Source organism: Streptomyces actinomycinicus (assembly GCF_016741775.1).
GTDB lineage: Bacteria > Actinomycetota > Actinomycetes > Streptomycetales > Streptomycetaceae > Streptomyces > Streptomyces actinomycinicus.
On record NZ_JAERRK010000010.1, the window covers coordinates 223,631 to 239,599 of the forward strand.

Below are 15,969 nucleotides of genomic sequence, written 5' to 3' on the forward strand. Positions count from 1 at the left end.
GCCGGCCCCGTTCCGGCAGCGCCTCAGCCACCGCGCACCTCCCGGAAGCCGCCCGCCAGCGCCCGCGAGGCGATCACGTTGCCGCCGATCAGCAGGGCTCCGATCACCAGCAGCTTCACCATGGCCCGGCCAGGTCCGCCGGCCACGCACAGCGCGATCACGACGGCCGCGGCGAGTCCCGCCGCCGCCCAGGTCAGCCCCCAGGCGCTCGGCCGTTCGTCCGCCAGGTCGTCGGCGAGCAGCCGGGCGAAGACGAGGGTGCCGACCGGGCCCAGCAGGGCCATGAGCAGGGCGAGGTCGACGTAGGCGGGGCGGCCGTAGCCCTGGGAGAGGAGCAGCAGGGCGGGGCACACGGCCGACGTGGTGAGGTTCTGGGCGATGACCCGGCGCCCCGGCGAGCCGGTGGTCACGCCCCACAGGGCGGCCGCCCCTCCCCCGCCCAGTCCGACGGTCGCCGCCAGGATCCAGCCGTTCACCGCCAGGTCACCGCCCGCCGGCCGGCCCGGGCCAGCAGCGCTCCCACGGCGGCGCAGCTCGCACCGACGATCCGCTCCAGCGTGTCGACGCTCGTGATGAGCACCAGCCACAGCAACGCCAGCGCCGCCCACCAGGCCAGCAGTTCAGCGAGGGCGAGGAGGACCGCGCGGGGAGCCGTACGACGGGTCATCCAGCACCTCCTCGGTCCGCAGCGCACGCGTGTGCGGCGACGTGTCCGGAGCGCCGCAGGGGCATCCAAGCACCGCCGGCCCGTGGCGGAGCGGCGGCACGCGGGTCCGGACCGGGAGTGCCCCGGGAGCGTGCACGGAAACCACCGGGGTGCACCCGGCACCGTCCGGACGGCGCATCCCGGACCGTACGGCGGGTAACCGGTCTGGGACACCGGCGAATTGACGACTGGAGGACCCGATGGCCCGTACCGCCCTACGTCTGCCCGCGGTGCTGCGCACCGCCCGGAGGCGGCAACCGGCTGGGGAGGACCGGGCCGCGCGGCACGCCTGGCCGCTTCCCGTGCGGCTGCTGGCGGTACTCGTCGCCTTCGCGTTCATGGTGGCGTTCGCCGTCGTCCTGGCCCGGATCACCCTCCAGCCGTCGCCCGCGTCGGTGCACCTGACGCACAGCAATCTGCATCCGGGGCGCTCACTGAGGGCTTACCTGGAGCAGGCCTCGCTGCGGGACACGCTCCGGCAGGTCGGCGGGAACGTGCTGCTCGGCGTGCCGTTCGGGGTGCTGGTGCCGGTCCTCGCCCCGCGGGCCCGAGGGGTGCTCCAGGTACTGGCGCTCACGGCGCTCGTGATGCTCATGGTGGAGCTGGTCCAGGGGGCACTGGTCACCGGGCGCGCCTTCGACATCGACGACGTCATCCTGAACACCACCGGTGCGCTGGTGGGTTGGCTGCTGCTGGGGCGTCGCCTCGGGCGCGGGGTGCACCGGCGGGTGCACCGGCCGTCGGCCGAGTGATCGTCAGCATCAGGTCTGTACCAGAGTATTGACGGCTCCTTATCTCATTCCTTAAATCAAGAGGCGCAACTCTCTCGCCCCCCACCGAACGGAGAGCCATGGCCTCCCCGCGCCTGCTCCGCAGATGTCTGTTCGCCGCCCTGTCCGCGGTACTGGCCGGCTCCGCCGCCGTCGGTCCGGCCCGCGCGGAGACCGCCGCCCCGGCGGCGGCCGTCGCCACCTTCTCGGACACCTTCGACGGCCCCGCCGGCTCGCCGGTCGACGCGTCGAAGTGGACCCTGGAGACCGGCGACAACGTCAACAACCACGAGCGGCAGTACTACACCCCGGGAACGAAGAACGCGGCCCTGGACGGCCAGGGACACCTGGTGATCACGGCCCGCAAGGAGAACCCGGCCGGGTACCAGTGCTGGTACGGCAGCTGCCAGTACACCTCGGCCCGGCTGAACACGGCCGGCAAGTTCCACGCCACCTACGGGCACGTCGAGGCCCGGATGAAGATCCCGCGCGGGCAGGGCATGTGGCCCGCCTTCTGGATGCTCGGCACGCCGGTGAACTGGCCGGACTCGGGCGAGATCGACGTCATGGAGAACGTCGGCTTCGAGCCGTCGACCGTGCACGGCACCATCCACGGCCCCGGCTACTCCGGCTCGGGCGGCATAGGCGCCGCCTACAGCCTGCCCGGCGGCCAGGCCTTCGCGGACGCCTTCCACACCTTCGCGATCGACTGGGCCCCCGGCTCGATCACCTGGTCCGTCGACGGCAACGTCTACGAGCGCCGCACACCCGCCGACCTGGGCGGCAGGACCTGGGTGTACGACAACAAGCCGTTCTTCCTGATCCTGAACCTCGCGGTCGGCGGCTACTGGCCCGGTGACCCCGACGGCTCCACCCGATTTCCGCAGCAGCTGGTGGTGGACTCCGTCTCGGTGACGACGAGCGACAACGCCGGCGGCGTACCGGTCCGGGGACTCGCCGGCAAGTGCGTCGACGTGGCCGGTGCGAACCCGGCGAACGGCACCCCGGTCCAGCTCTACGACTGCAACGGCACCGGTGCGCAGGCGTGGACGGCCGGCCCGGACGGCACGCTCCGGGCGCTCGGCAAATGCCTGGACGTGACGGGCAACGGCACGGCGGACGGTTCGGCCGTCCAGCTGTGGGACTGCACCGGCGGCCCCAACCAGAAGTGGACCGTCACCGGGGCGCACGACATCGTCAACCCGCAGGCGGACAAGTGCCTCGATGTCACCGGCAACAACTCGGCCAACGGGACCCGGCTGCAGATCTGGACCTGCACGGGCGGCGCGAACCAGAAGTGGACGGTCGGCTGAGCCGTCGGCTCAGCGCAGCGACCAGGTGTACTTGTCCCCGCCCACGAAGCGGACCACGTCGGGATCGTCCAGATCGTGGATGGTGATGCCGTGGCTGGCCGCCTTCTCCAGCACATCCGTGACGGTCCTGGCCTCACCGACCACCTGACCGTCGATCTCCATGATCCGGAACGGCGGCTCGCCGTGCCTGCCCGGGCACACCCCGAGGACCAGGATCCGCGGATGGGCGATGTGGGGAGCTCCTTGTTCGGTCATGCAATCGAGGGTAGAACGCAACCCGCGCGGACGGGTCATCCAGCAGAGCCGTCCAGGAGATCCAGGACGGCCGCCTCCACGGCTCCTTGCGTGGCCGGACGCCCGAAGTCCCCGTGTTCGCCCAGCCGGGTGAGCGCGGGGGCGACGGTCACCCCCTCTTCGAACAGCTCGAACACCCTGGGGTCGATGTACGACGTCCGGCACACCGCGGGCGTGTTGCCCAGGTAGTGGCTGACCTCGCGGACGGCCCGGGCGATCTGCCGGCGCCGGGCCGTCTCGGTGGCGCGGGCGGCGCGCGTGCCCACGGCGACCGCCACGCAGGCCAGCACGGTGGCGTGCCAGGTGCGGAAGTCCTTGGCGGTGACATCGGTGCCGGACAGCCGGCGCAGCGCCTCGTTGAGGTCGTCGCCGTGCAGGTCGTGCCAGGCGGCCCGCTCCCAGTAGGCGAGGAAGCGGTCGCCGCCCCGTTCGCGGCGCAGCAGGGCGCGGGCGACCGTACGGGCCTGTTCGTCGACGAGCGCGCGGACCGACTCGGTGCCGCCCTTGGCCGGGTAGCTGAAGGTGATCTCCCCGCGTGCGCAGCTGACGTGCTCGCGGAGCATGGTCGTCAGGCCGTACGTCTCACTGGTGCGGGTGTGCCGGTCGCTGCCGATGCGGAAGAAGCCGAGGTCGAGCAGGCGGACCGCGCAGGCGGTGACCCGGGACCGGCTCAGTCCGCGCCCGGCCAGGTCGGCGGCCACCTTGGCGCGCACTTCTGGCAGGGACCGTGCGACCCGCCGCACGTGCTCGTGCTTGGCCTTCTCCTGCTCCGCCCGGAACTGCTCGTGGTACAGGTACTGGCGGCGTCCGGCGTCGTCGGTGCCGACCGCCTGGAGGTGGCCTCCGGGCCAGGGGCAGATCCACACGTTCCGCCAGGCGGGCGGGATGGTCAGGGCGCGGATGCGGGCGATCTGCTCGCGGTCGGTGAGGGGCTCGCCGGCGACGTCGGTGTAGCGGAAGCCCCGGCCGCAGCGGATGCGCCCGAATCCGGGGCCGTCGCAGGAGCTGGTCCGCAGTCTCACCGGGGCCTCACGGACGGCGCCAGTCGTCGCCGGTCAGGTGGGAGCCGGCCTGCGGGCCCATGCGGAGCATGCCGCCGTCGACGCTCCAGGAGGCGCCGGTGACGTAGGAGGCGTCGGGGCTCGCCAGGAAGGCGATCACGGCGGCGACCTCGCGGGCGTCCCCCGGCCGGCCCAGCGGTACGCCCGGCCGGCGCTCGGTGTGCACGTCGGTGTCCTCCTGGCCGGTCATCGGGGTGGCGATCTCGCCCGGTGCGACCGCGTTCACGGTGATGCCGTACTCGGCCAGCTCCAGGGCCATCACCTGGGTGAGCAGGCCGAGCCCGCCCTTCGCCGCGCAGTACGGGGCCGCGCCGACGCGGGGCTGGTGCTCGTGCACCGAGGTGACGTTGACGATCCGGCCGCCGTCGCCCTGCCGGATCATCCGCCGGGCGGCGCGCTGTCCGCACAGGAACGGGCCGACGAGGTCGACGTCCAGGACCCGGCGCACGTCCGCGAGGGTGAGGTCGAGGTAGGGCGTCATGGTGCCGGTACCGGCGTTGTTCACCAGCACGTCGATGCGGCCCAGCTCCTCGCACAGCTCGTCCACGGTGTCGGCGGCCTCGGGCAGCCGGGTGAGGTCGAGCTGGGCGACGGCGGCCCGTCGGCCGTGGGCGCGGACCTCCTGCGCCGTCTCCTCGGCGCCCTCCTCGTCCGTGTGCCAGGTGATGCCGATGTCCAGGCCCGCCTCGGCCAGGCGTACGGCGGTGGCACGGCCGATACCGCTGTCGGCGCCCGTGATCAGCGCCGTTCGTCGCGCGGCTGGTGCGGACATGGCTCGCCTCCCGAAGTCCTCACGGACGGTGTGATCGAGTCATCGCAGTACCCGGGCGCGAGGTGCGCAAACGGGCCCCGCCACGGGGAGCGGGGCCAGTTGTGGGCCGCGGTTGGTGCGGGGCTCGGCGCGCGGTTCCCCGTGCGCAAACGGGCCCCGCCACGGGGAGCGGGGCCAGTTGTGGGCCGCGGTTGGTGCGGGGCTCGGCGCGCGGTTCCCCGTGCCCTTTCGGGGCGCTCGGTGTGAACCTTGGTGGCATGGAGCCCGTCGTCGCCCTGGAACGGATCGCCTTCCTGCTGGAGCGTGCGCTCGCGCCCACGTACCGGGTGAAGGCGTTCAGGACCGCCGCCCGGGTCCTCGCCGCGCTGCCCGGGGACGAGGTAGCCGAGCGCGCGGCGGCGGGGACGCTGGAGGCGCTCAGAGGGGTCGGGCCGAAGACCGCGCAGGTGGTGCTCGAGGCGCTGGCCGGGGAGGTGCCCGGGTATCTGCGCAAGCTGGAGGAGGAGGCCGGTGCGGCAGCCCCCTCCGGGCCCGGCTCCGCCTTGCGGGCGCTGATCCGCGGGGACTGCCACACCCATTCGGACTGGTCGGACGGCGGCAGTCCGATCGAGGAGATGGGGCGGGCCGCGGCCGAGCTGGGACACGAGTGGACGGTGCTGACCGATCACTCGCCGCGACTGACGGTGGCCCGGGGGCTGTCGCCCGCGCGGCTGCGGGAGCAGCTGGAGCAGGTGGCGGAGCTGAACGCGCGCTGGGCGCCGTTCCGGCTGCTCACCGGCATCGAGTGCGACATCCTGGAGGACGGCTCGCTGGACCAGGAGCCCGAGCTGCTGGAGCGGTTGGACGTGGTGGTCGTCTCGGTGCACTCCAAGCTGCGGATGGACGCCCGCTCGATGACCCGCCGGATGGTGGCCGCCGTCCGTGATCCACACGCCGATGTGCTCGGGCACTGCACCGGGCGCCTGGTGACGGGCCGCGGACGGCCCGAGTCGGAGTTCGACGCGGACGAGGTGTTCGCCGCGTGCGCCGAGTCGGGTACGGCCGTGGAGATCAACAGCCGTCCGGAGCGGCTGGACCCGCCCCGGCGGCTGCTGCGCCGGGCGGTCGAGGCCGGGGTGCTGTTCTCCGTCGACACCGACGCGCATGCGCCCGGCCAGCTGGACTGGCAGATCCTGGGCTGCGCGCGGGCCGAGGAGTGCGGGGTGCCGCCCGAGCGGGTGGTGACGACCTGGTCGGCCGAGGAGCTGCTGGACTGGACCCGTGCGGGCCGGCTGCCGGCACGCGTGGCGGGGCCCGGGCGTGGTACCCGGGCCGGGAACTGAGAGAGAGGACCCCCGGATGGACCGTGCCGCCGTGTTCGACGTCGACGGGACGCTCGTCGACACCAATCATCTGCACGTCGTGACCTGGTGGGAGGCGTTCCGGCAGGCGGGGCACCGGGTGCCCATGCATGCCGTGCACCGGGCCGTGGGCCTGGGCTCCACGGACCTCGTCGCCCATCTGCTCGGCGAGGACCGCGACCGGGACCGGGACGCCGAGCTGAGCGCGGCGCACAAGGCGCTGTACGGCCAGTACTTCGACCGGCTGGCCGCCCTGCCCGGGGCCACGAAGCTGCTGCGGCGACTGCACGGGGACGGGTGGACGATCGTCCTCGCCACCTCGGCGAGCGGCGCCGAACTGGGCGCGCTGCGCCGTGCGATCGACGCGGACGACACCATCACGGACACCGCGAGCGCCGAGGACGTGCGGGAGGGCAAACCGGCTCCGGAGCCCGTGGAGCACGCGTTGGAGCTGGCCGGGGTGCCGGCCTCGCGGGCGGTGTTCGTCGGCGACACCGTGTGGGACATGCGGGCGGGCAGCAAGGCCGGGGTCCGCTGTGTGGGAGTGCTCTGCGGCGGGATCCCGCGGGCCGACCTCGAGGAGGCGGGGGCGGAGGCGGTGTACGCCGACCCCGCCGACCTGCTGGACCGGCTGGCCGGGAGCCCGCTGGGCTGAGGGCCGCCGAGGTGACGCGGGTCACGTGCCGGACAGGAACACCACGGGGTGGTTGTCCGTTGAACGAACCGTGGGTGCGGATGGGACAGAGTCCCCGGGCCTCACCTTTTGCCCACAGGGACGATCGTCCGGCTGAAGCCCTGTGGAGCCTCTCGCCGCGAGGCGACCGCCGTCCGCATCCACCTCCTGACCGCCCCGGCCGTGAATCCCCCGTCACGGCCGGGGCTCGTTCGTGTGCGGGCCGGAGTGTCCCTCTCGTCGCCGTGGCGGCGCGGCCGGAGCCGTCCTCCCGACGCCGGGCCGGCGCGGCCGGAGCTGCCCCGGGGCTGTGATCGGCCGGGTGTGCGGGCGTGGCTGCCGGGTACCCGGCCGGCTGTCGCAGCCTCCGCCGCGCCGACGAGAGGAGCCGAAGGTGAGCAGCTCAGCGGGCAGCAGGGTGGTCGTGACCGGCGCCACCGGCAATGTCGGGACGAGCGTGGTGCGCCTGCTCTCGGAGGACCCCGCCGTCAAGTCGGTGCGGGGGCTGGCCCGGCGTACGCCCGCGTGGTCACCGGAGAAGACCGAGTGGTCCGCCGTCGACCTGTCCGCCGACTCCGCGAACCTCGCTGAGCGGTTCGAGGGCGCCGACGCCGTGATCCATCTGGCCTGGGCGTTCCAGCCGACGCACGACCCGGCCGTCACCTGGCGGACGAACGTGCTCGGCAGCATCCGGGTGTTCGAAGCGGTCGCCGCGGCCCGCGTGCCGGTGCTGGTGCACGCCTCGTCCGTCGGGACGTACTCCCCCGGCCCCAAGGACCGCCCGGTGGACGAGTCCTGGCCGACGCACGGCTGGCCGGACGCCGCGTACTGCCGGGAGAAGGCCTACCTGGAGCGCACGCTCGACGTGTTCGAGCGCGACCACCCCGAGGTGCGCGTGGTGCGCATGCGCCCGGCGTTCCTGTTCAAGTGGCAGTCGGCGAGCGAGCAGCGGCGGATCTTCGGCGGCCGGTTCCTGCCCGGTCCGCTGGCCAGGCCCGACCTGTTGCCGTTCCTGCCGGACGTCCCCGGCCTCCGGGTGCAGGCGCTGCACACCGACGACGCGGCCGAGGCCTACCGGCTCGCGCTGCACACGGACACCGCCCGGGGCGCCTTCAACCTGGCCGCCGATCCGCCGCTCGACGCCGGAGTGCTGGGTGAACTGCTCGGCTCCCGCCCGGTGCGACTGCCGCGTACGGCGGCCCGGTCGGCGATCGCAGCCGCCTGGGGACTGCGTCTGCTGCCCGCCTCCCCGCACCTGTTCGACGCCGTGCTGCGGCTGCCGCTGATGGACTGCGGACGGGCGCACAACGAACTCGGCTGGCAGCCCCGGCGCACCGCGACCGAGGTGCTGCAGGAGTTCCTGGACGGACTGCAGAAGGGCGGCGGGATGGAGACCGAGCCGATGCGGGGGCGGAAGGTCGGCTGAGCCGGCCGGACCGAGAGCCGACGAGGAACGGAGAACACCATGGCCGCGCAGCGTCAGCCGGAGCCCGGTTCCAGGTCCGCACCGGAGGGGCGGCCGGTGCCCCGGGACATGCCGGACCAGCAGGCCCGGCCGAACGAGGACCCGTGGGACGTCAGCCCCGGACGCGCGCTCGACGAGGAGACCGAAGAGGAGTCCGTGCCGGACACCGACGAAGCCGGCAGCGGCCCCCAGGGCGCCCCTCGGTCGGGCACGGTGCACCCGGAACATCCGGCACCCGAGGAGCCGTCGGCCTGAGGCGAGACCCTCGGCCCGAGGCAAGGCCCCCGGCCCGAGGCAGCGGACATCCGTCAGCCTGACGGCCCGGGGCGCCCGACGGCCGGACGGCCCGGTGAGCCCGACGGCCGGCGTGAACGGCGCAAGGCCCCGTGGGCGTGGCGAGACCCGTGACCGGCGCAAGGCCCCGTCGGCTTCGACCGGCCGCCGTCACGCCGGGCGGCGCCGCCGGCCGCGGGGTGACCCGTGACCGGCGCAAGGCCCCGTCGGCGTGACGGCCGCGGCGGGGTCCGTCAGCGGGGGGCCCGCTCCTGGAGGGCGGCGCGCCAGGCCGGCAGGCGGTCCTCGCCGGCCGGTTCGGGGCGCCGGCCGCCCCCCGCGAAGAACTCGGCCAGCGGAAGGATCGCGGCGCCGACGGTGACCGCGTCCGGGCCGAGCCGTCCGAGTTCGATGGTCACCCGGTCGGCCGGGTGGCGCAGCGCGTACGTCGCCGCGTGCCGACGCACGGCGGGCAGGAAGCGCGTGCCGAGCTGGAGACCGGCCCAGCCGCCGATCAGGATGCGCTCGGGCTGGAAGAGGTTGATCAGGTCGGACAGGCCGGCGCCCAGGTACTCGGCGGTCTCCTCCAGGACGGCCAGCGCGACCGGGTCGGGCGTGCCGTCGGAGGGCGGGTAGGCGGCGGCCAGCATCGCCGTCAGCGCGGTCTCCTCGTCGGCCCCCTCGGGGGGCCGGCCGCCCTCCTCGCGCCAGCGGGCGAGCAGCGACTCGGCGCCCGCGTACGCCTCCAGGCAGCCGGGCGCACCGCAGCGGCAGCGGCGCCCGCGCACCCGTACCGTCAGATGGCCCCATTCCACGGCCCGTCCGTGTTCCACCTCGGGGGTGACCAGACAGGCACCGACGCCGGAGCCGAAGAGCACGACCACGGCGTTCCGGGCGCCCCGCCCGGCGCCGAACCACATCTCCGCCTGACCGAGGGTCTTGGCGCCGTTGTCGATGAAGTACGGCACCTGGTCGGGGAGGGGGGAGGCCGAACGGAGCAGCTGCTCCAGCGGGACCGCGTCCCAGCCGATGGTCTGCCCGTGCACGACGGCGCCCCGGTCGGGGGTGTGCTCGACGATGCCGGGGACGCCGACACCCACGCCGAGCAGCCGTTCGGGGACGGCCTGTTCGGCGGTGAGCACCTCGGCGACGCCGTCCCGGATGTGACCGGTGATCACGTCGACGTCGTAGCCCTGCGGGGCCAGCGTCCGTTCCGTGCGGGCGAGTTCGGTGAGCGCCAGGTCGAACAGCTCCACCCGGACCCGGGTCTCGCCGACGTCGACGCCGATCACCTGGCCGCTGTGCGGGGAGACCCGCAGCAGGGTGCGCGGCCGGCCGCCGTCCGAGTCGACGCTCCCGGCCTCCTCGACCAGACCGTCGGCGATCAGGTCCGCGACGACGTTGCTGACCGAGCCGGAACTCAGCCCGGTGGCCGGCCCCAGTTCGAAACGGCTCAGCGGCCCGTCGAAATAGAGCCGCTGCAGCACCGCCGTACGGTTGCCGCGCCTGAGGTCGCGTACTGTGCGTCCGTTCCGCCCCGCCATGCGGCTCCCTTCACGAACCCTGCCCGACCTGCAACATACCCCTTCGGGCAGTGCGGACGCGACATTCTCCCAACCCTTAGTTCACGCTATGAGCTAAGGCAAGGGTCCCGGATGCCGGGGCTCCGCGTCGTCGGTGCCGGGGTACGTTCCCGGTTCAGGGTACGGAACGCCACGCGGACGCCGGGGGCCGTGCGGGCGCCGTCGCCGCAGACGTACACCCGCGCCCCGGCCGCCAGCAGCCGCCACACCTCCTCGGCCCCGTCGGCGTGCGGGTACCGGCGAGGCGAGCAGCCGGTGGACGGAGCCGCCCGTCGGCGGGCGGAGCCACCCTCGGGAAATTCGTTAGCTCTCAACCGCCTGCCTGCATAGAGTCGGCAATAACCTAGAGACCCTAGGTTGCGAGGATGACACCCGGAAGGATCCCTCCCATGAAGACGCTCACCGAGCAGGACATCCGCAGCTCCTTCATCAACTGCTCCAAGGGCGAGGCCAAGCGACTGACGGTTCCGCAGGACCTCGGTGAACGCCCTTGGGACGATCTGGACTTCCTCGGGTGGCGCGATCCGGGGGCCCCCGACCGCAGCTACCTGGTCACCGAGCGGGACGGCCGGCTCGTCGGGGTCGCCCTGCGCTTCCCGGCCTCGCAGCGCGGGTTCCTGCACCGCAGCATGTGCTCGGTGTGCCTGACGACCCATCGCGGCGGCGGGGTGTCGCTGATGACCGCGAGGAAGGCGGGCCCGGCGGGCCGCGAGGGCAACTCGGTCGGCCTGTACATGTGCACCGACCTGGCCTGTTCGCTGTACGTCCGCGGGAAGAAGGTGCCGGAGTCCGGCGCCCGGTTCGAGGAGAGCCTGACCCTGGAGCAGCAGATCGCCCGGGCCACCGGCAATCTGCACGCCTTCCTCGACAAGCTGTACGTGTGAGCACCGCCCCGCCGGCCCGGCGCACGACCGTGCCGTGGTCGTGCTCGACGGGCGGTGCGGCGACCTCGGCGGGCGGTGCGGCGACCTCGGCAGAGGTGGCCGGATATCGCCCGCGAACCGGGCCACCACACCCCGCCGAGGTCCCTGCTCCCGCGGTCTGAACGGCGGCCACCTGCCCGTACGCGAACACTTGCGGACAGAAACAGGCCGCCAACGATCACGTTCGAGTTCCCGGACTAATGGGAACAGGCCAAGGGATGCTCGACGTACGAAAGTGGGCCATGGGACTGGGGCGGCTGCTGAAGCGCCGCCGGGAACCGGTGGTCGTCCAGACGCTGCGGTCGGCCGCGGCCGCGACGGTCGCCTACGTGATCGCGCTCCGGCTGAGTCCGGAGCCGGCCCCGCTCACCGCTCCGCTGACCGCGCTGCTGGTCGTCCAGGTGACCTTCTTCGCCACGCTCACCAACGGCATCCGCCGGGTGAACTCGGTGGTCGCCGGCGTGCTGGTCGCCATCGCCTTCAGCGGTCTGGTCGGCCTGACCTGGTGGAGCCTCGCGCTGCTGATCGTCGCCTCACTGGCCGTGGGGCACCTGGTCCGCGTGGACGAGTACGTCGCCGAGGTGGCGATCAGCGCCATGCTGGTGCTCGGGGTGACCACCGTCGGGTTCACCGCCTGGGCGCGGATCGTGGAGACACTCATCGGCGCGGTCGTCGGCACCGCCTGCAACCTGCTGCTCCCGCCGCCGGTGTGGGTCGACGCGGCCGGCCGGTCGATCGAGGACCTGGCCCGGCGGGTACGGCAGTTGATGCTGCGGATGGGCGAGGAGGCCGCGGGCCGGATCCCCTGGCAGCAGGCGGCCGAGCGGCTGCACGAGGCGCGCCGGCTGGATCACGACATCGTCCAGGTGGACGCGGCGCTGCGGCAGGCCGAGGACAGCCTGCGGCTCAATCCGCGGGTGAAGGAAGGGCTGCTGCACCGGGTGGTGCTGCGCACCGGGCTGGACACGCTGGAGATCTGCACGGTGGTGCTGCGGGTGCTGGCCCGCTCCTTCACGGATCTGGCGAAGGCCCGCGGGCCCGAGGATCTGTTCCCGCCACGGGTGGGGGCGACCGTCGAGCAGTTGCTGTCGGAGATGGCCGACGCCATCGTCAGCTTCGCCGTACTGGTGACCACCCATCTGAGCGAGAACGCCGAGTCGGCGGAGGCCCGGCTCACCGCCGAGCTGCACACCGCGGCCGGCACCCGGGACCGGCTGGCCGAGCTGCTCCGGGAGGAGATCGGCAAGGACTGGACGAACTGGCAGCTGCTGGGGGCCGTGCTCACCGAGACGACCAGGATCATCGACGAGCTGAACACCGAGCACCGCACCCGGCGGCTGCTGGAGGAGCTGGACCGGGTGTCCCGGGAGACCCGGGAGAAACTGCCCCGGCTGGCCTGGCTGCGCGAGCGCCTCGGCGTGCAGGAGGAGCTGTGGCGGAACCGTACGGGGTTCGGTGAGCGTTCTCGATGAGTGAGGTGCCGGGTCAGGCCGGCGCGGCGAGCGAGGGGGTGGGCGGATGACCGGTCCAGGGGTCCGGATCGACGGGAACACGCTGCGGCTGCCGGGCGGAGTGGCGGTGCGGTTCGTGCGCACCCTGCGGCTGCCCGAGAAGGGCACGCACGCGCTGCCGCCGGGGCTGGGCGAGTTCCCGGTCCGGCGGGTGGCCGACTACGCCGACACGGTGCCGGAGCAGTGGCGGGCGCGCGGCGGCGTGATGCTGCCGGTGTACCTGCGCGAGGCGATGTGGCTGAGCTTCGCCGGCACGACGGAGCCGGCCGCGCTCCAGGTCGGCGTGGGCAAAGTGTGCGCGGTCTCGGGCAAGCCGTGGAGCGACCGGCTGAGCCGGCGCCCGCAGAACTACGTGGTGCTGCCCCGCCAGCCCTGGCTGGACGGCATCAACTCCGGCAAGGGCACGGTCCGCCAGTTCGTCGCCGTGCCGCTGGGACTGGGGGCGACGGTCGAGGGCCAGGTCACCGGCGAAGAGGTGTGGGGCGGGGTGCAGCTCCAGTCGTACCCGCTGCGGGAGGACGTCCTCGCGCAGTGGCGGCGCCGGGAGCAGGAGCGCCTGGAGCGGGAGCGGCAGGCGGCCACGGCCGGCCCGTTCGCCGGCTACGGGGCGCCCCCGCCCATGGCCGCGCCGGCCCCCGGCGGTGCCCCGCCGGCACCGGCCGCCATGGCGTTCGGCGGTCCCCCTCGCCCGGCCGCCGCGGCCCCGCGCGCCGCGGCCATGGGGCTCGGCGTGGGCGGCTCGATGCGGCAGGAGGTGTACCGGGACGACCGGTCGCTCAAGGACTGGGCCGAGGAGCCGGCCGGGCGGGTGTTCGTGCACCTGGTGACGCCCCCGGAGTGGCGACGGATCACCGGCGAGGCGCCGCCGCCGTCGCCGGTGGACCGGGCGGCGTACACCCGGGCCGGCCTGCCCTGGTACGACTACTACGACGCGGACGCCGAGGACCTCTCCCCCACCGGCACCCTGGAGGCGGTCAAGCCCGTCGGCGACTGGCTCGGGGACGACCTGGACCCGTGGCAGCCGCCGTCGCCCGGCCAGGTGACCCCGCTGAAGGACGCGCCCGGCAAACCGGTGCAGGACGGGGAGTGGTGACCGCTTCCTAGCCCCTCCGGCCCAGCGGGTTGCATCCTGCGCAACGCCCGTTGCCCAGCTTGCCCTTGGTGGTGCTCGCGGGCCAAGGTGGCTGTCACGACCGGGGCAACCGACGACCTGAGGTGCGGCATGGACACGGAGGCACGGACGGCGCGACGGGTGTTCCCCGGGAGCCCGCGCGGGAGGGCGCAGGGCGGCGGCTGGACCAGGCGCCGGTTCGTCGGGGCCGTGGCCGGCACGGCGGCCGTGGTGGCGGTGCCGGCCACGGCGGCCCGGCCCACGGACGGCGGGCCGGCCCCGCGGGAGCGCGCGGCCGCCTCGCCGCCCCGCGCACCGTCCGGTCCGCGCCCGCTGTACGTGGGCACGTACACCTCGGCCCAGGGCGGCGGCCCCGGCATCGCGGTGGCCTCGTACGACCCGGAGTCCGGCCGGATCACCGCCTCGGGCACGCTCACCGGGGTGCCCGACCCCTCCTACCTCGCCGTGCACCCGGACGGCCGCACGCTGTACGCGGTCGACGAACGGCAGGACGGCGGGGTGACGGCCGTACGGCTCGCGGACCGGCGGGTGCTCGGCACCCGCAGCACCGGCGGGGAGGCCCCTTGCCACCTGTCGGTGCATCCTTCGGGGCGCTGGCTGCTGAGCGCGAACTACGGCTCGGGCAGCGTCGCCGTGCACCCGGTCGACGCCTCGGGCGCCCTCGGCGAGCGCACCGCCCTGGTGACGCACACCTCCCCGCAGCCCGGACCCGGCCAGCAGGGCCCGCACGCGCACCAAGTCCTCACCTGCCCCGGCGGCGGGCACGTCCTCGCCGTCGACCTCGGCACCGACACCGTGTACACGTACCGCCTGGACTCGGCGAAGGGCACGCTGACCGAGGTGGCGCAGGCGCACGCGCGGCCCGGGGCGGGGCCGCGCCATCTGACCTTCCATCCGGGCGGCCGGTACGCCTACCTGGCCAACGAGGTGGACGACACCGTCGCCGTGTGCACCTACGACCCGGGGTCCGGCCGGCTCGGCATCGGCGACCCGCAGCCGACGGGTTCGGACGGCGGCACCAACTACCCGGCGCAGATCCTGGTGACGGCGGACGGCCGGTACGCCTTCCTCGCCAACCGGGGCCACAACAGCCTCGCCCGGTACGCGGTCGAGGCCGGCGGGGCCCGGCTGCGGCTGCTCGGGACGGTGCCGGTGGGCGGCGACTTCCCGCGGCAGGTCGCCTTCTCCCCGGACGGCCGGCTGCTGTTCGCGGCGAACCAGCGCTCCGGCACGGTCAGCGTCTTCCACGTCGACCGGGACAGTGGCGGTCTGCGCCGGGCGGGCGAGCCGTTCGTGTCACCCGTCGCCGTCTGCGCGCTGCCGCTGTAGCGCGCGGGGGCAGCCGGCGGCGCCGGTCTGGGCCAGCAGGACGTGCATGCGCTCGGTGAGCTGGGCGACGTCGTCGGCGGGCGCGTGGAAGGGCAGCCGTACGTCGCCGTGGGCGCGGGTGCGTTCGATGCGCAGGGTCAGTCCGTGCCGGTCGACGGCCAGCGGTGCCACCCGGGTCGCCGCGTGCAGGCTCTCGGGCCGCACCAGACGGGTGAGCCGCTCGACGGCGTCCGGATGGGCGTCGGCGAGATGGGTGAGCAGCCGGGCCTCGGCCTCGGCGAGCGGGTCGGGCCGGGCGGCGCCGAACTCGTCCGGGTCGACGACGACGGGCCCGGAGGACTGCCGCAGGACGACCCGGGTGGGCCGGAGGAGCAGACCGTCCCCGGCCGGGGCGAACCAGCCGGAGAGCCAGAGCCGGGCCCGGATGCGGCTGCGCACCGGCACCGGGGCCACGTCGGCGAACTCCAGCAGGACCGCGGGCTCTTGGCGTGGGGCGCACAGGGCTGCCGCGAACAGGGCGCTGTCCTCGGGCACCGCCAGCCGCACCTGCCCCGGGCCGGTGACGGTGTGCGCACCGACGTACTCCTCGCGCACCCCGTCCGCGGTCACCGCGCACGACCACGCGGTGGCCAGCACCGAGCGCGCCCGCTCCGCCGCACCGGGGGCGGCCGTCCAGTCCTGTGTGTCACCCATCCCGAGACCTCCTTAGGTAAGCCTTGCCTAACCTATCGAAGATCGGGGCGCACGCCAACCACGGTCGCACCGGTGCACAGGATCACGCGGGGACACCCGGCAGCACTCGGACACCCAGGCCCCGCAACCGG

17 protein-coding genes are annotated in these 15,969 nt (G+C 74.1%); 10 read left to right on the forward strand and 7 right to left on the reverse strand.

Translation table 11 applies throughout. The features are described 5' to 3' along the window. Positions 1-23: 23 nt before the first annotated feature. Together JK359_RS21245 and JK359_RS21250 are read right to left on the reverse strand one after the other, a co-directional pair. Positions 24-476 (reverse strand): MrpF/PhaF family protein, encoded by a 453-nt coding sequence (locus tag JK359_RS21245; RefSeq protein WP_201837872.1) that lies wholly within the window; start codon positions 474-476, stop codon positions 24-26. After that, positions 473-667 carry a hypothetical protein gene (locus JK359_RS21250; protein ID WP_201837874.1) on the reverse strand — a complete coding sequence of 65 codons (195 nt, stop codon included), beginning with the start codon at positions 665-667 and terminating at the stop codon, positions 473-475. The genes JK359_RS21245 and JK359_RS21250 overlap by 4 nt, the downstream gene beginning before the upstream one ends. A 239-nt stretch (positions 668-906) precedes the next feature. On the opposite strand from JK359_RS21250, the gene JK359_RS21255 reads away from it, so the two are divergent. Together JK359_RS21255 and JK359_RS21260 are read left to right on the forward strand one after the other, a co-directional pair. After that, positions 907-1,458, forward strand: coding sequence for a VanZ family protein (locus tag JK359_RS21255; protein WP_201837876.1), 552 nt, complete (start codon positions 907-909; stop codon positions 1,456-1,458). A 98-nt stretch (positions 1,459-1,556) separates the two neighbouring features. Continuing rightward, the gene (locus tag JK359_RS21260) at positions 1,557-2,789 is read left to right on the forward strand and encodes an RICIN domain-containing protein (protein WP_201837878.1); all 1,233 of its coding nucleotides are present in this window, start codon (positions 1,557-1,559) and stop codon (positions 2,787-2,789) included. Between the two features lie 9 nt (positions 2,790-2,798). Here JK359_RS21260 and JK359_RS21265 read toward each other — a convergent pair whose 3' ends face one another. The 3 genes from JK359_RS21265 to JK359_RS21275 are packed head-to-tail and all read right to left on the reverse strand — an operon-like array spanning position 2,799 to position 4,916. After that, on the reverse strand, positions 2,799-3,044 hold the full coding sequence (locus JK359_RS21265; RefSeq protein WP_201837880.1) for a hypothetical protein: 246 nt from the start codon (positions 3,042-3,044) through the stop codon (positions 2,799-2,801). Between the two features lie 35 nt (positions 3,045-3,079). After that, positions 3,080-4,105: a DNA topoisomerase IB gene (locus JK359_RS21270; RefSeq protein WP_201837881.1), complete on the reverse strand. Its 1,026-nt coding sequence runs from the start codon at positions 4,103-4,105 to the stop codon at positions 3,080-3,082. 7 nt (positions 4,106-4,112) lie between these two features. After that, a complete protein-coding gene (locus tag JK359_RS21275; RefSeq protein ID WP_201837883.1) occupies positions 4,113-4,916 on the reverse strand; it encodes an SDR family oxidoreductase in 804 nt (267 codons plus the stop codon). A gap of 257 nt (positions 4,917-5,173) precedes the next feature. Here JK359_RS21275 and JK359_RS21280 point away from each other — a divergent pair, with 257 nt between their 5' ends. The 4 genes from JK359_RS21280 (at position 5,174) to JK359_RS21295 (ending at position 8,649) form a co-directional block, all read left to right on the forward strand. Then, a complete protein-coding gene (locus tag JK359_RS21280) occupies positions 5,174-6,238 on the forward strand; it encodes a PHP domain-containing protein (protein ID WP_201837885.1) in 1,065 nt (354 codons plus the stop codon). A 16-nt stretch (positions 6,239-6,254) separates the two neighbouring features. Next, positions 6,255-6,911, forward strand: a complete 657-nt coding sequence (locus JK359_RS21285) for an HAD family hydrolase (RefSeq protein ID WP_201837887.1) — start codon at positions 6,255-6,257, stop codon at positions 6,909-6,911. Between the two features lie 412 nt (positions 6,912-7,323). After that, on the forward strand, positions 7,324-8,355 hold the full coding sequence (locus tag JK359_RS21290) for an SDR family oxidoreductase (protein WP_201837889.1): 1,032 nt from the start codon (positions 7,324-7,326) through the stop codon (positions 8,353-8,355). A 39-nt stretch (positions 8,356-8,394) separates the two neighbouring features. Next, positions 8,395-8,649: a hypothetical protein gene (locus JK359_RS21295; protein ID WP_236678191.1), complete on the forward strand. Its 255-nt coding sequence runs from the start codon at positions 8,395-8,397 to the stop codon at positions 8,647-8,649. 272 nt (positions 8,650-8,921) lie between these two features. Here the strand turns inward: JK359_RS21295 and JK359_RS21300 are convergent, their stop codons facing one another. After that, the gene (locus JK359_RS21300) at positions 8,922-10,211 is read right to left on the reverse strand and encodes an ROK family transcriptional regulator (RefSeq protein WP_201837891.1); all 1,290 of its coding nucleotides are present in this window, start codon (positions 10,209-10,211) and stop codon (positions 8,922-8,924) included. Positions 10,212-10,639: 428 nt separating this feature from the next. On the opposite strand from JK359_RS21300, the gene JK359_RS21305 reads away from it, so the two are divergent. From JK359_RS21305 to JK359_RS21320, 4 genes are all read left to right on the forward strand, one after another. After that, positions 10,640-11,134, forward strand: coding sequence for an FBP domain-containing protein (locus tag JK359_RS21305; protein WP_201837893.1), 495 nt, complete (start codon positions 10,640-10,642; stop codon positions 11,132-11,134). Positions 11,135-11,391: 257 nt separating this feature from the next. Continuing rightward, entirely contained in the window at positions 11,392-12,645 is a 1,254-nt protein-coding gene (locus JK359_RS21310; RefSeq protein ID WP_201837895.1) for an aromatic acid exporter family protein, read from the forward strand. A 46-nt stretch (positions 12,646-12,691) separates the two neighbouring features. Continuing rightward, positions 12,692-13,777 carry a hypothetical protein gene (locus JK359_RS21315; protein ID WP_201837897.1) on the forward strand — a complete coding sequence of 362 codons (1,086 nt, stop codon included), beginning with the start codon at positions 12,692-12,694 and terminating at the stop codon, positions 13,775-13,777. Between the two features lie 129 nt (positions 13,778-13,906). Beyond that, a complete protein-coding gene (locus JK359_RS21320) occupies positions 13,907-15,145 on the forward strand; it encodes a lactonase family protein (RefSeq protein WP_201837899.1) in 1,239 nt (412 codons plus the stop codon). Here JK359_RS21320 and JK359_RS21325 read toward each other — a convergent pair. Beyond that, positions 15,113-15,838: a DUF2470 domain-containing protein gene (locus tag JK359_RS21325; protein ID WP_201837900.1), complete on the reverse strand. Its 726-nt coding sequence runs from the start codon at positions 15,836-15,838 to the stop codon at positions 15,113-15,115. The two genes, JK359_RS21320 and JK359_RS21325, sit on opposite strands and share 33 nt — an antisense overlap. Positions 15,839-15,969: the final 131 nt, after the last annotated feature.